The following is a 16,871-nucleotide window of genomic DNA, read 5'->3' as shown; positions in this document are numbered from 1 at the left end:
CCTACGCAATCCTATCGCAGTGGGAAGCAGTTCAAGTGTGGGCACTGTGGATGGGAAGGGGATGCGGACTGGAATGGGGCCAACATGATTGCCAAACTTGGGGCTGCCGTAAACCAGCCTAGAGGCCCGTGGTTGGCTTGCCAACTGCAGGGCTACCGAAACCCGCCCTGTACTGCGAAGCAGTCAGGGCCGGGTAGTTTACTTTGGGGTAGCGAGCGCAGCAGAACTCGGATCCGCACTGGTGGCGGTACTGGCTGAAGCGGAACTCACAAAGGGCTTCCTTGAGTCCAGATTGAGAGTCCCCTTGGGTCCAGAGTCAACATAAAAGGCAGGTTAGTGGCAGCGGCCATCTGCAAATGAACCTGTGGCGGCATCTGGCCCAGACTTTATCGCTGCACACTTCCCCAACGGGCAAACCCAGACAGACATAGTATCAACAGAAATAGGCAGGGATCGCCGGGATCTCTGCCCATCTCAACCCCGAAATTGGATCTCTTCTCGGCTTTCCTCAAGCCTCTTCAAGACTCCTGCGCCAGGCGAGCGTAAAACAAGCCTTGAACGCGAACAGTGTGGGGTTCCATCGCCCCTTGCTCGGTGCTGGAAGGCTGAATGCTAACAAAGGATCCCGCCATTTCGCCAGTGCTGGCATCCACGCGAGCGATCCGCAGCGACATTTTCCCCTGGGAAACCTCGTCCACCTTGCGGTTGGTGGCAAAATCATCTTTGGCAGCCTGTAGACCTACCGCAGTGTCGTAGCCGGTGTTGGATCCCCGCCCGCGCGGGTCGAGGAAGGTGCTGCTGTGATAGCCGGGCACCAAGAACTCCCCTTCAAAATCGGTCGAAGGGTCAATGGCCGAGCCCTGGGCAGTGGCGACCAAGTCTTTCACGCTAAACAGAAACGGCACCAGCTCGCGGCGGGGCATTTGGCCGGTGGTCGGCTGAGAGGTGATCCCATCCACCACTTTGAGCTCCAGCGCACCGTCTTTGGGAGTCACCTCAGCTTTAATCGGCCCCAGAGTGGCCGCTGAGATCATGATGTTTTTGGCCTTGATGAACTCTTTCTCGCCGTTCCGCTTTTCTTCTTCCACCTCAATTTGCACCGGCTGGAAGCAGACATCCGTCAGCTTCAGGGATCCCCCCCTAGGCACTTCGATACGGCCCCGGGCGTTGTCCGAGACCGAAGGGCAAATGGCGGCCTTGCCGGTGTTGCGGATCTGGTCATAGGTCAGCGGCGCCTTGGCAGCCTTAGCCGGAACAGCAAAGACGCTCAAACAAAGCGCCAACAGGATGGCGAGCAGTGGACGGTACCGCATAATCAACCTCGAAAAACCTTTTTTGAATCTGAACGCTGCTGGGGGAAATAAGCCCGAATGCCCCCATTGTACGCAATCGTGATCCCCCTCAGAGGAAGTGCCTCAAAATTAGCCACCCACCAACAGGGATCCCAGCCAGCGTTCCCGAATCTGGGTGATCAACTCGCGGATAGGCTGTTGGTTGACACGGTAGCTGATGGGATGGGCAATCAGGCGAGCTGTACTCTCGAATAGGCAGTCTCGCTCAATCAGGCCGTTTTCCCTCAGGGTGCGCCCTGTGGCTACCAAGTCGACGATGGCATCGGCCATGCCGGTGAGGGGGGCCAACTCCACCGAACCATAGAGAGAGATAAGCTCCACCGGCAAATCCAGGCGGTCAAAATACTCCCGGGCGCAGCCGACAAACTTAGAAGCCACGCGGGCATGAGCAGGCAACTGAGCTGCCGAGTGGTAGGGGCTATCTTGGGGAAGGGCCACCGACATGCGACAGTGGCCAAATTGGAGATCCAACAGGTGGGCCACCCGCGCTGCGGTGCCGGCATAGCGCTCCCGCAAGACGTCGTAGCCGACAATGCCCAACTGCGCCTGCCCGTACTCCACGTACACCGGCACATCGTGAGTGCGCACCAGCAGCGCTTCGTAGCGTTGTCCGTTCAGCCGGGTGGGGGATTCAATCCGCAGCAGGCGATTGCCGGGATCCAAAAAACGGCTGAAATCGATCCCCACCTGCTGCAGGCATTGAATGGCCTCAGGCAGCAAGGCCCCCTTGGCCAGGGCAATCGTGATGGGTGGGCTGTCGGGACGGCCATCCAGCATCTTTTTCAGGATCTACTACATTTGTCTGATACATCCGTCTGAATCTTGGGCCAGGAGCAATCAATGTAAGAATGCTGGGATCCCCGTCTGCCGGGTGGAACTCTCAGGAGAGACGGGGCAAAACGAGGGGCTCAGGGGAAACCCTTGGCGAAATGCCCAGAGGCGGGCGGGTTCTCCCAGAAGAGCAGACCCCCTCGATTGTAGGGGATCGGAATCCCAGCAGCGATTCCCCAGCCTCTTGAAAGCCCCGCCGGTTCTCTGGAATGCCGATCCTGGGATGATAAAGTCAGAGCACGGTTAGCCCGGAGGAGTGACGACGGCATGAAAGCCATGATCCTGGCAGCAGGCAAAGGCACGCGGGTACGGCCCATCACCTACATGATGCCGAAGCCGATGATCCCCATTTTGCACAAGCCTGTCATGGAATTTTTGGTGGAGCTGCTGCGGGAACACGGCTTCGACCAGATCATGGTCAACACCAGCCACTTGGCCCACCAAATCGAAGACTACTTTCGAGATGGGCAGCAATGGGGGGTTCACATCGGCTTTTCCTTCGAAGGCCATTTTGAGAACGGCCAGCCGGTGGCCGAACCTCTGGGCTCCGCTGGCGGTATGCGCAAGATCCAGGATTTCTCCGGATTTTTCGACAGTACCTTTGTGGTGCTCTGTGGGGATGCCCTGATCGACCTGAACCTCACGCAGATCGTCAACTTCCACAAAGCCAAGGGGGCGCTGGCCACCGTGGTGTTGCGGGAGGTGGATCCCAGCCAGGTCTCCAGCTACGGAGTGGTGGTAACCGATGAGACGGGTCGCATCACTGCCTTCCAAGAAAAGCCCAGGCGGGAAGAGGCCCTCGGCCACACCATCAACACCGGCATCTACGTTTTCGAGCCGGAAGTGTTCGACTACATTCCCCCTGGCTGCCCCTACGACATCGGCAGCGATCTCTTCCCGGCCTTGGTGAAAGCGGGTGCCCCCTTTTATGGGATCACGGCTGACTTTCAGTGGGTGGACATTGGCCGCACCCACGACTACTGGCTGGCGGTGCAAAAAGTGCTGCGCGGCGAGATCAAGGGAGTCAAGGTGCCTGGGATCCAGATTCAACCCGGCGTATGGACGGGGATCAACATCCGCGCCAACTGGGATCGCATCCACATCGAGCCACCGGTCTACATCGGGGCCAGCAGCTATTTGGCGGACGGGGTCAAACTCATCGGCCCCACGGCAATTGGCTACGGATGTGTGTTGAATGAAGGGTGTACGCTGGATGGCAGCTTGATTTTTAACTACACCCAGATTGCGGCAGGCGTGACCCTACGCCACCAGATGGTGATGGGTCGCTACTGCATTTCCTCGGATGGCAATGCCATCGACACCGAAGAGTCCAACCTCACGTGGCTGATCGGAGATGCCCGCAGCAATGCCAACGGCAAATCCCCATAGCGCCCTCTACCTCTACGGGATCGTCGCTGCCCCTGGCCCGCGTCATCTGAGTGTGGTGGGGCTGGACAAGCAGCCGGTGCAGGTTCATGGGCTGGGATCCCTGGCCTTCTTGTACTCCCAGGCTCGACAGGAGCGCTACCTGGCCAGCCGGGCCAACTTGCTCGCCCATGAGGCCGTGCTGGAAAAAGTGATGAACGAGGGACACCGGGCTCTGCTGCCTCTGCAATTTGGCCTGGTGGTGAGCGGCTGGGAGCAGGTGGAACGGGACTTGGTGCAGCCCCGCTTGGCGGATCTGCTGGCTCTGCTGGAGCGCCTGGAGGGCAAGCGGGAGGTGGGAGTCAAAGTCTTCTGGGATCCCGAGCAGGAGCTCAAGCTGGGGCTAGAGGAAAACCCTGCCCTCAAAGCTCGGCGGGACGAAATGGCCGGCGCTCCTTTGGGATTGGACGCGGTAGTTGAGATCGGACGGGCTCTAGAGCAACTCTTGGAGCAGCGGCGTCAGCGCATTGCCCAGACCTTTACAGCAGCCCTCAGCCCCTTGGCCAGCGACCGCGTAGAAGGAGATCTGCTCACCGAAAACATGGCCTACAACGGCTCGTTTTTGATCAATTGGGAAGATGAGCCGGTTTTTGCCCAAAAAGTAGAGGAGCTAGACCAGACCTTCCAGGGGCGGCTGCGCATTCGCTACAACAACTTCACCGCTCCCTACAATTTCGTCAAACTTTGACACACTCAGCTGTATTGGGTCACTTCTCTACAAAAGACAAGAGGAGACCGCTCGGCTGAATGGTCGAAGGCAGGGATCCTTTTGGAAATCTGCTCAGGTATTGTGGGGATAGGCACTGCAGTCTGTAAGCCGAGGGAGACGGTATGGGGTTGCTTATTTTTATCTTGTTTTTAGCTCTGGCTGCCGGGATCTTGGCTCTAGCCCTTTACCACGAAAAGAAACGTCGAGAAGCTCTGGAGCGGGTAGCTGCACAGCTAGGAATGCGCTTTTCTGCCCAATTGCCGGAAGAGATCCGATCCCGCCTGGTTCAAGCCGGCTTTGGGCTGTTTGAGCAAGGCCATGGGCGACGTTTCTATAATTCGATGTCCAAGCGGCTGATCGATGGCACTGAGATTACCGTTTTTGATTACCAATACACCCGCGGCAGGGGCAAGAGTTCCAGCACTTATCGCCAGTCCGTCTTCTACGCCTATCACGAGGATCTTCATCTGCCCCGTTTTCGGCTGCACCCCGAAAATGCCTTTTTCCATGGCATCGCCAAAGCTTTTGGCATGCAAGATATCAACTTCGAGAGCCACCCTAAGTTTTCTCGGAGCTATCTCTTGCGAGGACAGGATGAAGCTCAAGTTCGGCTACGTTTTCATCCCGGCGTCCTCAGTTTTTTGGAGCAATATCCCAACTATTGTGCCGAAGGGGCCGGCGCCCACCTCATTCTCTGGCAGAATGACCGACAGGTGAGTCCCGAAGAGATAGCAAAATGGATGCGCTTGGGGGAAGAGTTGACTCAACGGCTGCGGCGTAGGTAGCAGCAGAGCCTACGGCCCGCTGCCGCAAGCAGCTAACCTCAGCCTAAACCTCACCCCAAGAGGGTGCGCTGCAATCTCAAGAACCTGATACATTCACGCTGAACTCTCCTGAACATGGTTCAGGAAAGAAGCGATCGCATCCTGCCTATCTCTGAGCAGGAAGGCGGTATCCCGCAAAGCCCTGAGGAATACCCCCCGAGCGCTTTCCCCCTTCACTTCCCGGCAACCGTTGCGGTGGACTCAAGGATCAGGGGGAAACTTGGTTTACTATATCCCTCTCAATGACTTTTGCCAAACCGCCTAAAGCTCAGTAAATTCAGCAAAGTTCAGGGTTTTGGGGGTTAGAGGCATGCTCTCTACTGAGCGCCGAGGGCCGCCAACAAATCATCTGCCAACAACACCGCCGTATAGACCAAAGCCTGTCGTTGCTCAGGAGACAAATCGCCGACGGGAGTCTGGGGATTGCTCACGATACCCTGCAGTACTCTGCTGGCTATGTATTCCCGCTTGGAAACCCCTGGGCTGGAGATGGTGGGGTTATCCAGAGAGAACTTCTGATGGTGCTCGAAGGGGAAGGCGTATTCGGGGGCAACCGGCATCGCTCGACTCCAGATGGATCTCTACACTCTGCTTTGCCTATTTTCCCATCCTCTCTCGCTGGGGATTTTAAAAAAGCGGTGCCTCAAAAAAGACATAACGGGTTATCGTAATCAGAGAGATCCCTATGTGGGGGAAGGATCTGGGCTGCTCTCCCTTGGGAACAGTGGACATGCATTTGAGGGATTCTTTTCGACGCACCAAAATTGTTGCCACCATCGGCCCTGCCAGCTCAAATCCAGCCATTCTCAGGGAGATGATCCTGCAAGGGGCAACCACCCTTCGCCTGAACTTTTCCCATGGGGATCACGAGCTACACCGCCGCAGCATTCGCCTGATCCGCCAAACTTCGATGGATCTGGGCATCCAGGTCGCCATTTTGCAAGACCTGCAGGGGCCCAAAATCCGCCTGGGCAAGTTCGCCGAAGGCTCGATCACCCTCAAGGCAGGGGATCCCTTTGTGTTGACCAGCAAACCTGTCTTGGGATCCCAAGAGCGCAGCTGGGTCACCTACGACAAGCTGGCCCAAGAAGTGCCCGAAGGAGCGACGATCCTCATCGACGACGGTCGAGTGGAGATGCGGGTGGAAGCCGTGGATCCGGAAGCGGGCGAACTCTTCTGCCGCACCATTGTCGGGGGTACCCTCTCCAACAACAAAGGGGTCAATTTCCCCGGTGTGCGCCTGAGCATCCGCGCCGTGACTCCAAAAGACAAAGAAGATCTCTACTTCGGCCTCAACCAAGGGGTGGATTGGGTGGCCCTCAGCTTTGTGCGGGATCCCTCTGATGTGCTGGAGCTGCGGGAGCTCATTGCCTCAGCCAAACGGCCTTCTTCCGGCTCAGCCGACAAGCGGGTACCCATCATCGTCAAGATCGAGAAACACGAGGCCATTGAACAGCTGCCCCAGATTTTGGCCCTCAGCGACGGTGTGATGGTGGCGCGGGGAGATCTGGGGGTAGAGCTGCCTGCGGAAGAGGTGCCGATCCTGCAGAAGCGGGTGATCGCCCTGGCCAACTCCCTGGGGATCCCGGTGATTACGGCCACCCAAATGCTGGACAGCATGGTGCACAGCCCCCGACCCACCCGTGCCGAGATCTCCGATGTGGCCAACGCCATTTTGGATGGCACCGATGCCGTTATGCTCTCCAACGAGACGGCTGTGGGCAAATACCCTGTCGAGGCCGTTGCCACCATGGCCCGCATTGCCGTGCGCACCGAGCGCGATTACTTTGACCTGACCTCCGCCGACCGACGACAACGCCTTCGCACCCTTGCCATGCAGGAGCTGAGCCAAAACAACGGCAACAGTCCTGCCGGGATGCGGCCCAAAACCCTGATCACCGACTCGATTAGCCGCGCCGTGGGGGAGATCGCCCAGGAGTTGGATGCCGTAGCCGTGATGACCCTGACCAAAACGGGGGCTACCGCTCGCAATGTCTCCAAGTTTCGTCCCCGCACTCCCATCCTGGCCGTAACCCCCCATGTGGAGGTGGCACGGCGGCTGCAGTTGGTTTGGGGGGTACATCCGCTGTTGGTTATGGATTTGGCCACCACCCGCCAGACCTTTCAAGCGGCCATCAGCTTGGCTCAGGAAGATGGCTTGCTCAAGGATGGCGACTTGGTGGTGCTCAGTGCAGGAACCCTGCCAGGCGTTGCGGGATCCACCGATCTGATCAAGGTGGATGTGGTGAAAGCGGTGGTGGCTCAAGGCAAAGGGTTTGGCAAGGGCATTGTCAGCGGCCCGGCCCGCATCTTGAGATCCAGCCTCGATGCCAGCAAAATCACCGCCGGGGACATTTTGGTTGCCCAATCCACCGACGCCAACTATGTGGAGGCGATCAAACAGGCAGCCGGCGTGATTACCGAAGAAGAGGGAGCCTCCTCTCATGCAGCAGTCATTGGCCTGCGGCTGGGGGTGCCGGTGCTGGTGGGGGTCAAGGATGCTACCCGCTTAATCCGGGATGGATCTATCGTCACTCTGAACCCAGAAAAAGGCATAGTGACCGCAGGAGCCGATGGCTTGGGCTTTTAAGCGGGCCTTAAGGTTGCCTGCAATACAAACTTGTATCTCTTGCTACGAAACGAGACCCAGTTCTATGATGGGGGTAGCGAGGCAAGATTTTCCCTGACCCTTCGGTGCGTCCCATCCATTCCACGTGTAGGTTAAGCTATGCCCACTTTACAAGCCACCCACTATGCGGTTGAGGCCATCCAGGAGGAAGCTCGTCGCCTCATTCAGCAGGGGGTCTTACGCCGCTCTGCAGCCATTGCCCACCTGCAACCCTTTTTCCCGCAGCGGGAGTGGCAGGCGATTGCCCAAGAGCTGGAGCTGCAAGACTACTGCCCCTCGGATCCCCTCTGCGATTTAATCGGCGACTGCGAGGAGTGGGGCGAAGACTAAGCCTCGATCTGCCGAGGATGGCAAGCGGTCGACGTTGGCAGACAGCCAATGCTTCTTTCTATTCCACCCGTTTTTTCCCTCTTGATCTGTCGGCGGTTAAGCTGGATGAACTATAGTCAGTAATCAAACATCCCTTTTCGCCGGGTTCGCATGGGTCAGACGGCTGTCATTGCCACCTCAGATGGAGGTCTCGACCTGAATAGCCTCGGTTTTGAGGTGCCAGGGTGGCTGCGTGCTCTGCTTTCCGGTGCCGAGGATCCCGGCGATGGGCTGCGGCCTTACACGGCTGAAGAAGCCAATCTGCTGCGCCGTGCCTTTGAGTTTTCTTACTGTTTGCATCAGGGCCAAAAACGCAAATCAGGGGATCCCTACATTGCCCATCCGGTAGCCGTGGCCACTCTCCTGCGGGAGCTGGGGGGAGATGCGGTGACAGTGGCAGCCGGCCTTTTGCACGATGTTATTGAGGATACAGAAGTTACCCCAGAAGCCCTGGAAGCTGAATTCGGCTCTGAAGTTCGCCTACTGGTAGAAGGAGTTACCAAACTCTCTAAGTTCAATTTCTCCAGCAAAACCGAGCAGCAAGCGGAAAATTTCCGCCGCATGTTTGTGGCCATGGCCAAAGACATTCGAGTCATCGTGGTCAAGCTGGCGGATCGCTTGCACAACATGCGCACCCTGCAGTATCTCTCCCCCAGCAAGCAACGGCAGATTGCAGCCGAAACAATGGAAATTTTCGCCCCTTTGGCCAACCGGCTGGGGATCTGGCACTTCAAATGGGAACTGGAAGACTTGGCTTTTAAGTATCTGGACTACGAGGCTTACCGGAAGATTCAGGAATTGGTCAACGCCAAGCGCGCCGAGCGAGAGGCCGAGATCCAAGCTTTTATCGAAGAGCTGCGGCAGAACCTTCTTCAAGCGGGGCTGGAACATTTCGAGATCAGCGGGCGGCCCAAACATTTGTACAGCATCTATCGCAAGATGCAGCAGCAGCGCAAAGAATTTCACGAGATTTACGATCTCTCAGCAGTTCGGGTAATCGTACATACCAACAGCGAGTGCTATCGGGTGCTGGCAGTCGTTCACAACTGCTTTCGCCCCATCCCTGGGCGTTTCAAAGACTACATTGGTCTGCCCAAGGCCAATCGTTACCAATCTTTGCATACGGCGGTGATTGGCCCGCAGGGAAGACCGGTGGAGGTGCAGATCCGCACCGAAGAGATGCACCGCGTGGCTGAGTACGGGATCGCCGCCCACTGGAAGTACAAGGAGGCCGGCAGCACCACCGTCAAGGCGGACGAGGAGCGCTTCACCTGGCTGCGGCAGCTCTTGGAGTGGCAAAACGACCTCAAAGACGACAAAGAGTATCTGGACACCCTTCGCGAGAATCTGTTTGAGAGCGAGGTTTACGTTTTCACGCCCAAGGGGGACTTGCTGGCCCTGCCCCAGGGATCCTGTCCGGTGGACTTCGCCTATCGCATCCACTCCGAAATTGGGGATCACTGTGCAGGAGCGCGGGTAAACAACAAGATCGTGCCCCTGGATACCCGCCTGCGCAACGGCGACATTGTGCAGATCATCACGCACAAAAATGCCCATCCCAGCCTGGACTGGATCAATTTCGTTGCCACCAGCTCTGCCCGCAATCGCATTCGCCAATGGTTTAAGCGCTCCAATCGCGAGCAAAACATCGCGCGGGGCCGGCATTTGCTGGAGCGGGAGCTGGGCAAAACGGGCTTTGATGCCCTGCTCAAATCAGAGCGGATGCAGAAGGTGGCCGAAAAGCTCAACTACGCCAGCGTAGAGGATTTGTTAGCCGCTCTGGGTTATGGTGAGACAACCCCCACGCTGGTGATCCATCGGCTGCAGGAGGTCAGCAGGCCGGCAGTATCTGCTCCCACAGAGGAGGAATCGCTTGAGGGATCCAAGCTGTTGTTGCCACGGGCTTCTGCGGCTCCCAGTTCTATCAAATCCCAATCTCCCATTCTGGGGGTGGAGGGTCTGAAACACCAGTTGGCCAAGTGTTGTAATCCGCTGCCGGGGGATCCGATCTTGGGCGTGGTCACCCGCTTTAAGGGTATTAGTATCCACCATCAGGACTGTCCACGGGTGGCTCAGGTTTCGGGGGAACGCCTGGTGCCAGTACGCTGGAACGAAGAGCAACTGCGGCAGAGCACCCAGATCTACCCGGTAGAACTGCATCTGGAGGTTATCGACCGCGTCGGGGTGCTGCGGGACATCCTTTCCCGCCTATCGGATCAAGGCATTAATGTTCGCAATGCTAAGGTACAAACTTTTGCCAACCGCACCGCCCTGATCGATCTCTGTATCGATGTACGTGATAAGAAACAGCTCACCCAGGTTCAAAGTCAACTGCGCCAGCTTTCTGACGTGATCGTGCTGCGCTCCCGCCATCACCAAAACGGATCCCGTCGACCCACAGCCGGCCCCTCGTAGGTACGGATTTTGATGCCCTTCCTTCGCGACCTGCTTCTGCGACAGCTTTACAGTCGCTTGCGGGTCCGCTTTAGGTCAGGCGCTGCCCCATCCTGACCTTCTTTGCCGCCTCCAGCAGCGCAGAGCGCTTTTCTGCCCTTCTTGTGTCTTGCTAAGGATCCCGTGTTGGCTCACAGGCGACCAGACAAGACCAACCAGCCTAGAGCGACGTCCCAGGCTTCCTTCGATAGCCTGTGGAAAACCTGGGGAAATCCAGCGAAGCCCGCCCAAGCTCCGATGGAGTTCCTGGCCATATCTAGGGGGAGGACTCACTACATTACGGGATCCTACACTGACTGTGTGTTAATTTTTATGAATTTGTCAGGAAATCACAACATTAGCCTGTGGAAAACCTGTGGAAAAACCTGAAAAATTTGTGGAAAACCTGTGGAAAAACCCCCCAAGTTATTAACAGGTATAAATACTCTGTGGAAAAGTGGCCAAGTTATCCACAGTTTTTCCACAGGTGGGGAATAAGCTCAAAAGCTCATGGCGCAAGGTGTTGACGATCACTTTCCACAGTTTCCACAGCCCCTACTACTACTAGATCAAAAAATTAAATTAGGCAGGGATCGAAATTTCAGATCTGTCCTACGCGCGAGGCAAATTTTCCAAAACTCGACCGCAAGGGAAGGGATCCAACCGGGGCAGTCGGTGTAGGATCTGCGTGTGCAGCCCTCAAGTGCCCCCCATGGTGCAAGCTCAACGTCCTGTGGATCGAGAACTCGAGGCCGAGTCATTTGCGGCAGTGTTGCGCAGCAGCAAGACTGCAGCTCCTCAGCGTGGGGAGGGATACCTTGACGGGGCCGTGGACTCGTCTCCGGAGGGTTTCAGCTTCACCTGCGAGCAAGCCGATCTCAGCCACCACCTCACTTCCGTTGGACGGGCTGTGGCCAGCCGCCCCGCCCTGCCCGTTTTGGCCAACGTGTTGGTAGAGGTCGATGCGGAAACTCAACGGGTTGCCCTCACTGCCTTTGACTTGAACTTGTGCATTCGCAGCGAGTTCGAGGCTCAGGTCAGGGGATCCGGTCGCACCACCCTGCCGGCCAAGCTGCTCAGCGACATCGTCAGCCGTCTGCCCAGCGGCCCAGTGACTCTTGACGCGAGCAGCCAAGCCAAGGAGAGTGCCCCTGTGATTCTCATGTCGGCAGCCGGCCAGTACCAAGTGCGCAGCATGTCGGCTGAAGAGTACCCCACCCTACCGGAAATACTGCTCCGCACCGCCGACGCAGATGGCGATTTTGTGGGGGAGGAAAGCCCAACAGCTCAGGCCCTGGAGCTGCCCATCGAGAGCCTGTTGCAAGGGATCGGCCAAACCCTTTTTGCGGCCTCTGGAGATGAGACCAAGCAGGTGCTCACAGGGGTGCATGTCAAGCTCTTGGCGGGGGATCCCCCTTGCCTGGAGTTTGCAGCCACCGATGGGCACCGTCTGGCGATGGTGCAGGTGGAGGCCGAAGGGATCCCGGTTGCTTCGGCCCATGGGGAAATAGGGTTGGATTTCACCATTCCCGCTCGCACTTTGCGAGAGGTGGAGCGCATCCTCGGCACCCAGACCGTCGCCTCTACGGTGGAGCTGAGGTTTGACCGATCCCAGGTGCAGTTTGTGCTGCCTCCTCGCGCCAGCAAAACGCAGTGCCAACAGCGGATCACCAGCCGCCTTTTGGAGGGCCAATATCCCGACTACAACCGCCTGATTCCCAGGCAATTTGAGCGGCAGATAACCCTGGAGCGTCGGCCTTTGATTGAGTCGCTGGAACGGGTGGGAGTACTTGCTGCCCAAAGAAACGACATCGTCAAGTTCAATCTTTCTGCCGCAACCCAAACCCTGCGCATCAGCACCGAGGCGCCCGATGTGGGCAGTGGCGAGGAATCGTTGCCAGTGCAGATGTCTGGTCCTGACCTGGAGCTGGCCTTCAATGTGCGTTACCTGCTGGATGCCCTCAGGGTGTTTCATACGCAGCAGGTGAGCCTGGAGCTAAACGGCGCCACGCAGCCGGCCATCTGGAAGCCCCTTGGGGCAATGCGGCTCTGTTATTTGGTTATGCCGGTGCAGCTACGGGCTACCTAGTCTTAGGAGAGCTCCACCCAGCTCTAGTCCAAAACTCTCAAGGTCATCTCAGTACAAATCTACAGTTGTTTGCATTGCCCCCTCTCCCAGAGGGAAAGGAGCCAGGGATGGTCGCGGAAGCGGCGCCGAGCGTTCAGCTAGAAATCGCAGGAGCCCCGCACTGTACCCGTAGGGTCACTGCCGGGAGGAATGCGCTTTGATGAAGTACAATGAACTTATGAGCCAAGTCCTGACCATATCCTGCAAGCTCAAGGTGTCCCCGTCGCAAGCCGCCAAATTGGACGCGACTTTGGAGGCTTTTGGCCAAGCCTTGAATTGGGTCAACCAGAACACGCCGGAGAAGATCGTCAACGCGGTCAAGCTGCAATCCCTTTGCTACTACGAGATTCGAGCCCGGTTTGGCTTGTCCAGTAACTTGGCTCAACAGGTGTGCAGACGGGTAGCGGGTTCCCGCAAAGTGGCTAAGCAGAAAAAGCGTCCCGTCAAGGAGTTTAAGAGCGGCTTTGTTACCTACGACGCTCGCATCTTTTCGTTCCGTCAAAAAGACTGGACGGTGTCGCTCACCACGGTGGAAGGGAGAGAACGCTTTGAACTGGCCATTGGCAACTACCAGCGTGGGATGCTGGCTGGTTCCAACCCCAAAGCTGCCACCCTGGTCAAGCGCAAAGATGGCTCCTACTACATCCAGATTTGCGTAGAGAAAAAACCACCCAAGCAACAAGATACCGACAAGGTGATCGGGGTGGACTTTGGAAGGACAGATATTGCCCATACGTCAGAGGGTGATAACTGGAATGGACAGCAGTTGAACAGAGTCCGAGACCACTACTCCCGGTTGAGGGCGGTACTCCAACGCAAAGCCAGCAAGGGCACACGCAGTTCGCGGCGCAGATGCCGTCAACTGCTGCAACGGCTGTCTGGCAAGGAGAGACGCTTTCAAGTGTGGGTCAATCATCGCATCTCCAAAGCTATTGTCTCTAGGGCAAAAGCTACCAACAGCGCTATTGCTCTGGAAGACCTGACAGGGATCCGGGAAAGGGTCAATCAACAGCCACGCAGCAAAACCGAAAGGCGCAGGGCCAACAGTTGGGCGTTCTACCAACTACGTCAATTTCTGGAATACAAGGCGAGGGTTGCAGGGGTTTCTCTGATTCTTGTGCCGCCTGCTTACACGTCGCAGACCTGCCACCGGTGTTTGCACATCCATCCCGACCCTGCGCAATCCTACCGCAGTGGCAAGTCGTTCAAGTGTGGGCACTGTGGATGGGAAGGGGATGCGGATTTGAATGGTGCGAATGTGATTGCGCTCTTGGGGGCTGTCGTAAACCAGCCTAGAGGTCCGGGCTTGTTTTGTTCTCTGGTAGAGCAGAACAGGCTCAGGGCTACTGAAAGCCCGCTCCGTACCGCTTAGCGGTCGGAGCCGGGTAGTTTACGGAGTGTCCTAATCTAGCTTGAAATGACCGTGTTTTAGGTGGGGCTACTGTGTTTGAGTCGATCCAGCTCAAACAAAGCGGTGGGTAAACTCCTGCACCAAGTCCACACGTCCTTTGCGCAAAACCGCTCCCACGAGAGCAAGACCATGGCGGCCCAGCACTGTGGCCTCAGAAAGAGGGTAGGGCATGTATGTTAGCTTGCGTCCCTGGCCCAGAGACAATAGCCCCACCATTTTCTGGCGCCGGCCTCGAGGCCGCAAGATCCTGCTAGGAAAGCGTATCCAAGTTAAGTAGAGGGGGCTTCCAAATCGTTGCTGCCAGCTGCAGAGCTGGAATTGCCTTCCAGGGCTGCTTGGGCGTTGCGGCGCAGGCGGTGGGCCTTGAGCCGGCGCAGGGCAGAGGCCGGAAACTTGTGGTCGAATTCCCGATCATCGATCCGGGCCAGCTCCTGGAGATCGGGGGCAACGTTCCAAGGGTAAGGCTGAAAATCCGGGATCCCACTGGGTTGGGCAAAGCGTTGGTTCCAAGGGCAGACCTCCTGGCAGATGTCACAGCCGGCCACCCAGTTGTGCAGGTTCTGGGCAATCTTGGCAGGGATCCGCTCAGCGTGGCTTTCTAGAGTGTGGTAGGCAACGCAGCGGCGGGAATCCACCACCCCTGGGCTGACGATGGCCTGCGTGGGGCAAGCCTCTAGGCAGCGGGTACAGGTGCCGCAGTGAGCGGTGTGGGGCTGGTCAGGGAGCAACGGCAGGGTGGTCAGGATCACTCCCAGAAACACCCAGGAGCCGTACTCGCGGGTGAGCAACAGGCTGTTTTTGCCGATCCAACCCAAGCCCGCCTGCATGGCCCAGGGCTTTTCCGCCACCGGGCCGGTATCCACGTAGAATCGACCCGTATGATTTGGGAACTGGGCTTGCATCCAGAGGTGGAGTTGTTTGAGCCGCCGTCCCAACACGCGGTGATAATCTCGACCCCAAGCGTAGCGGGAGATCTTGCCCTTGCCGGGATCCTGGCTGTGGCGGATGGGGGTGTAGTAATTCAAAGCCACACAGACCAACGACTGCACCCCCGGCAGCACCTGCTTTGGATCCATTCGCCGGGGATCGGCCATCCAGGCCATGTCGGCGGCCATGCCCGCAGCCAGCCAAGCTTGCAGACCCCGCAAGTCGGGGGGATCCTCTATGCTGGCAATGCCGACTTTGTCAAAACCCAGGGCCAGGGCCTGTCGTTTCACCTGCGCAGTGGCTCTGGACCAGTCGACCTCTGAACCCGCAGGGATCCCTGCCATGGCTATGCCGGCAAACCCATCACGCGGCGGTAGCGGGCCTCCAGCTGTGCCACCTGCTGGGAGCGGCGGGAGGGATCCCAGGTGCTGTGGGCAAACAGATCCTGCCGCAGCTTGGCCACATCCACCGTCGTCACGGCTCCGCTGGACACCACCTGTTTTCCTCGCACCCAAACGCTATGCACTGCCTGGGTGGGCCGACCCAACACCAGCAGCCCAATGGGATCGGTACGGGGCAACAGCGACAGTTGGGTGAGATCGTACAGCACCAGATCCGCTTGCTTGCCCACTTCCAGGGATCCCAGCTCCTCCCCTAGCCCCAGGCCAATGGCCCCACCGCGGGAGGCCATCTCCACACTCTCGCGGGGCGAGATCCAGTGGCGGTAGTCGGGATCCGTGATGTTGTGAAGGATGGTGCCGATTTTGATGGCCTCTAGCAAATCCTGCGAATCGTTGCTGGCGGATCCATCGCAGCCAAAGGCCACGTTCACCCCTGCCCGGCGGTATTTCAAGATGGGGGCAATGCCGCTGCCTAGGCGCAGGTTGCTCAAGGGGTTGTGAACAACCGTAGAGCCGGTGCGGGCCAAGATCTCGATATCGGCATCGCTGAGCCAGACGCAGTGGGCCAAGGAAGTTTTCCGGTCTAGGTAGCCCAAGCGCTCCAGATGCTCCACAGCACTACAGCCGTACTTTTCCTGGGCCAACATCTGCTGGGCGCGGGTTTCCAACAGGTGGGCGTGGCGGGGTAGGTCATACTTCTGGCTTAACTCCGCACAGCCCTTGAACAGCTCGTCTGAGCACAGTTGGATCCCTGTGGGAGCCACCATGAGGGTAATGCCCTCTTCTGGCCGGTGAAAGCGCTGCACCGCCTCTTCCACAATGGCCAGCACCTCTGCTGTGGAGAGGGGATAGGTTTCCGGCTCCCGATCCCAAGAGGAGCTGCTGGGCAACCCCCGAGAGAGAGCCTGATCCTGGATCAAGGGGCCCACGAAGGCGCGGATCCCGACTTCTCGGTAGGCCCGTACCGCCGCCTCAATGGTGGCCAACTCTTGGCCTGGGATCAACACCAGATGATCCACCACCGAGGTGCCCCCCGTCAGCAGGGTTTCCACCGCCGTCCCCAGCGCGCTGAGATAGATTCTTTCCGGATCCGGCGGCGCATACTCGTGCAGTTGTGCCAGCCACAGCTCCAGCGGATAGGGCGGTATGATCCCTCGTTGCCACATTTCGGAAGAATGGGTGTGGGCATTGACAAAGCCCGGCAGCAAGAGTTGGTTACTGGCATCCAGTTCCAGGCTGTCTGCGCCCGTTGCGGGTAATCCTCTGCCTATGGCAGCAATCCGTTCCCCCTCGATTCGCACATCTGCGGTTTCGTAGCCGGTGGCGGTGGGAATTAACGCATTGCGCAAGATAAAACTCATGCCCGGGATCCAAAAAGGCCGTCTGCTACCTTAGCGTGCTGGAGTTAACCCTGCCAAGGCGGGAGGATCAG

At 57.9% G+C, this 16,871-nt stretch carries 13 protein-coding genes and 1 pseudogene; 9 read left to right on the top strand and 5 right to left on the bottom strand.

What is annotated here, in order from left to right:
* Nucleotides 1-258 (top strand): annotated as a pseudogene (locus tag ACVWXW_RS08360) (hypothetical protein); the annotation flags it as partial.
* A 260-nt stretch (nt 259-518) separates the two neighbouring features.
* Here the strand turns inward: ACVWXW_RS08360 and ACVWXW_RS08355 are convergent.
* Entirely contained in the window at nt 519-1,313 is a 795-nt protein-coding gene (locus tag ACVWXW_RS08355; protein WP_457403507.1) for a photosystem II manganese-stabilizing polypeptide, read from the bottom strand.
* A 108-nt stretch (nt 1,314-1,421) separates the two neighbouring features.
* A complete protein-coding gene (gene hisG, locus ACVWXW_RS08350) occupies nt 1,422-2,129 on the bottom strand; it encodes an ATP phosphoribosyltransferase (protein WP_414416279.1) in 708 nt (235 codons plus the stop codon).
* A 321-nt stretch (nt 2,130-2,450) separates the two neighbouring features.
* Here hisG and ACVWXW_RS08345 point away from each other — a divergent pair, with 321 nt between their 5' ends.
* The 3 genes from ACVWXW_RS08345 to ACVWXW_RS08335 all read left to right on the top strand — a co-directional run bounded on the left by ACVWXW_RS08345 (nt 2,451) and on the right by ACVWXW_RS08335 (nt 5,102).
* The gene (locus ACVWXW_RS08345; RefSeq protein WP_457403506.1) at nt 2,451-3,572 is read left to right on the top strand and encodes a sugar phosphate nucleotidyltransferase; all 1,122 of its coding nucleotides are present in this window, start codon (nt 2,451-2,453) and stop codon (nt 3,570-3,572) included.
* Complete coding sequence (locus tag ACVWXW_RS08340) at nt 3,550-4,296, top strand: GvpL/GvpF family gas vesicle protein (RefSeq protein WP_011433160.1); 747 nt, start codon at nt 3,550-3,552, stop codon at nt 4,294-4,296. The genes ACVWXW_RS08345 and ACVWXW_RS08340 overlap by 23 nt, the downstream gene beginning before the upstream one ends.
* A 143-nt stretch (nt 4,297-4,439) precedes the next feature.
* Complete coding sequence (locus ACVWXW_RS08335; RefSeq protein ID WP_457403505.1) at nt 4,440-5,102, top strand: hypothetical protein; 663 nt, start codon at nt 4,440-4,442, stop codon at nt 5,100-5,102.
* Between the two features lie 356 nt (nt 5,103-5,458).
* Here ACVWXW_RS08335 and ACVWXW_RS08330 read toward each other — a convergent pair whose 3' ends face one another.
* A complete protein-coding gene (locus ACVWXW_RS08330; protein WP_414351871.1) occupies nt 5,459-5,701 on the bottom strand; it encodes a hypothetical protein in 243 nt (80 codons plus the stop codon).
* A 170-nt stretch (nt 5,702-5,871) separates the two neighbouring features.
* On the opposite strand from ACVWXW_RS08330, the gene pyk reads away from it, so the two are divergent.
* The 5 genes from pyk (at nt 5,872) to ACVWXW_RS08305 (ending at nt 14,072) form a co-directional block, all read left to right on the top strand.
* Nucleotides 5,872-7,731 (top strand): pyruvate kinase, encoded by a 1,860-nt coding sequence (gene pyk, locus ACVWXW_RS08325; RefSeq protein WP_457403504.1) that lies wholly within the window; start codon nt 5,872-5,874, stop codon nt 7,729-7,731.
* A 138-nt stretch (nt 7,732-7,869) separates the two neighbouring features.
* Nucleotides 7,870-8,100 (top strand): DUF4327 family protein, encoded by a 231-nt coding sequence (locus tag ACVWXW_RS08320; RefSeq protein WP_011433156.1) that lies wholly within the window; start codon nt 7,870-7,872, stop codon nt 8,098-8,100.
* Between the two features lie 150 nt (nt 8,101-8,250).
* Entirely contained in the window at nt 8,251-10,554 is a 2,304-nt protein-coding gene (locus ACVWXW_RS08315; protein ID WP_457403502.1) for a RelA/SpoT family protein, read from the top strand.
* Between the two features lie 730 nt (nt 10,555-11,284).
* Nucleotides 11,285-12,661 carry a DNA polymerase III subunit beta gene (gene dnaN, locus ACVWXW_RS08310; protein WP_457403500.1) on the top strand — a complete coding sequence of 459 codons (1,377 nt, stop codon included), beginning with the start codon at nt 11,285-11,287 and terminating at the stop codon, nt 12,659-12,661.
* A gap of 217 nt (nt 12,662-12,878) precedes the next feature.
* On the top strand, nt 12,879-14,072 hold the full coding sequence (locus tag ACVWXW_RS08305) for an RNA-guided endonuclease InsQ/TnpB family protein (RefSeq protein ID WP_457403498.1): 1,194 nt from the start codon (nt 12,879-12,881) through the stop codon (nt 14,070-14,072).
* Nucleotides 14,073-14,380: 308 nt separating this feature from the next.
* Here the strand turns inward: ACVWXW_RS08305 and queG are convergent, their stop codons facing one another.
* Both queG and ACVWXW_RS08295 read right to left on the bottom strand, forming a co-directional pair.
* Nucleotides 14,381-15,382, bottom strand: a complete 1,002-nt coding sequence (queG, locus tag ACVWXW_RS08300; protein WP_457403497.1) for a tRNA epoxyqueuosine(34) reductase QueG — start codon at nt 15,380-15,382, stop codon at nt 14,381-14,383.
* Nucleotides 15,383-15,384: 2 nt separating this feature from the next.
* Nucleotides 15,385-16,800: an amidohydrolase gene (locus ACVWXW_RS08295; protein WP_457403495.1), complete on the bottom strand. Its 1,416-nt coding sequence runs from the start codon at nt 16,798-16,800 to the stop codon at nt 15,385-15,387.
* Between the last annotated feature and the right edge of the window lie 71 nt (nt 16,801-16,871).

It is taken from the genome of Thermostichus sp. MS-CIW-30 (assembly GCF_054058015.1).
Note: the sequence above shows the minus strand (reverse complement) of the source record. Positions and strands in the feature narration are given on the sequence as shown.

What these genes read in the sequence shown, in the direction of transcription:
- ACVWXW_RS08340 (WP_011433160.1), top strand. Translation starts at nt 3,550, where the DNA reads ATGCCAACGGCAAATCCCCATAGCGCCCTCTACCTCTACGGGATCGTC.
- ACVWXW_RS08320 (WP_011433156.1), top strand. Translation starts at nt 7,870, where the DNA reads ATGCCCACTTTACAAGCCACCCACTATGCGGTTGAGGCCATCCAGGAG.
- pyk (WP_457403504.1), top strand. Translation starts at nt 5,872, where the DNA reads ATGCATTTGAGGGATTCTTTTCGACGCACCAAAATTGTTGCCACCATC.
- ACVWXW_RS08315 (WP_457403502.1), top strand. Translation starts at nt 8,251, where the DNA reads ATGGGTCAGACGGCTGTCATTGCCACCTCAGATGGAGGTCTCGACCTG.
- ACVWXW_RS08305 (WP_457403498.1), top strand. Translation starts at nt 12,879, where the DNA reads ATGAGCCAAGTCCTGACCATATCCTGCAAGCTCAAGGTGTCCCCGTCG.
- ACVWXW_RS08330 (WP_414351871.1), bottom strand. Translation starts at nt 5,701, where the DNA reads ATGCCGGTTGCCCCCGAATACGCCTTCCCCTTCGAGCACCATCAGAAG.
- ACVWXW_RS08355 (WP_457403507.1), bottom strand. Translation starts at nt 1,313, where the DNA reads ATGCGGTACCGTCCACTGCTCGCCATCCTGTTGGCGCTTTGTTTGAGC.
- dnaN (WP_457403500.1), top strand. Translation starts at nt 11,285, where the DNA reads ATGGTGCAAGCTCAACGTCCTGTGGATCGAGAACTCGAGGCCGAGTCA.
- queG (WP_457403497.1), bottom strand. Translation starts at nt 15,382, where the DNA reads ATGGCAGGGATCCCTGCGGGTTCAGAGGTCGACTGGTCCAGAGCCACT.
- ACVWXW_RS08295 (WP_457403495.1), bottom strand. Translation starts at nt 16,800, where the DNA reads ATGAGTTTTATCTTGCGCAATGCGTTAATTCCCACCGCCACCGGCTAC.
- hisG (WP_414416279.1), bottom strand. Translation starts at nt 2,129, where the DNA reads ATGCTGGATGGCCGTCCCGACAGCCCACCCATCACGATTGCCCTGGCC.
- ACVWXW_RS08345 (WP_457403506.1), top strand. Translation starts at nt 2,451, where the DNA reads ATGAAAGCCATGATCCTGGCAGCAGGCAAAGGCACGCGGGTACGGCCC.
- ACVWXW_RS08335 (WP_457403505.1), top strand. Translation starts at nt 4,440, where the DNA reads ATGGGGTTGCTTATTTTTATCTTGTTTTTAGCTCTGGCTGCCGGGATC.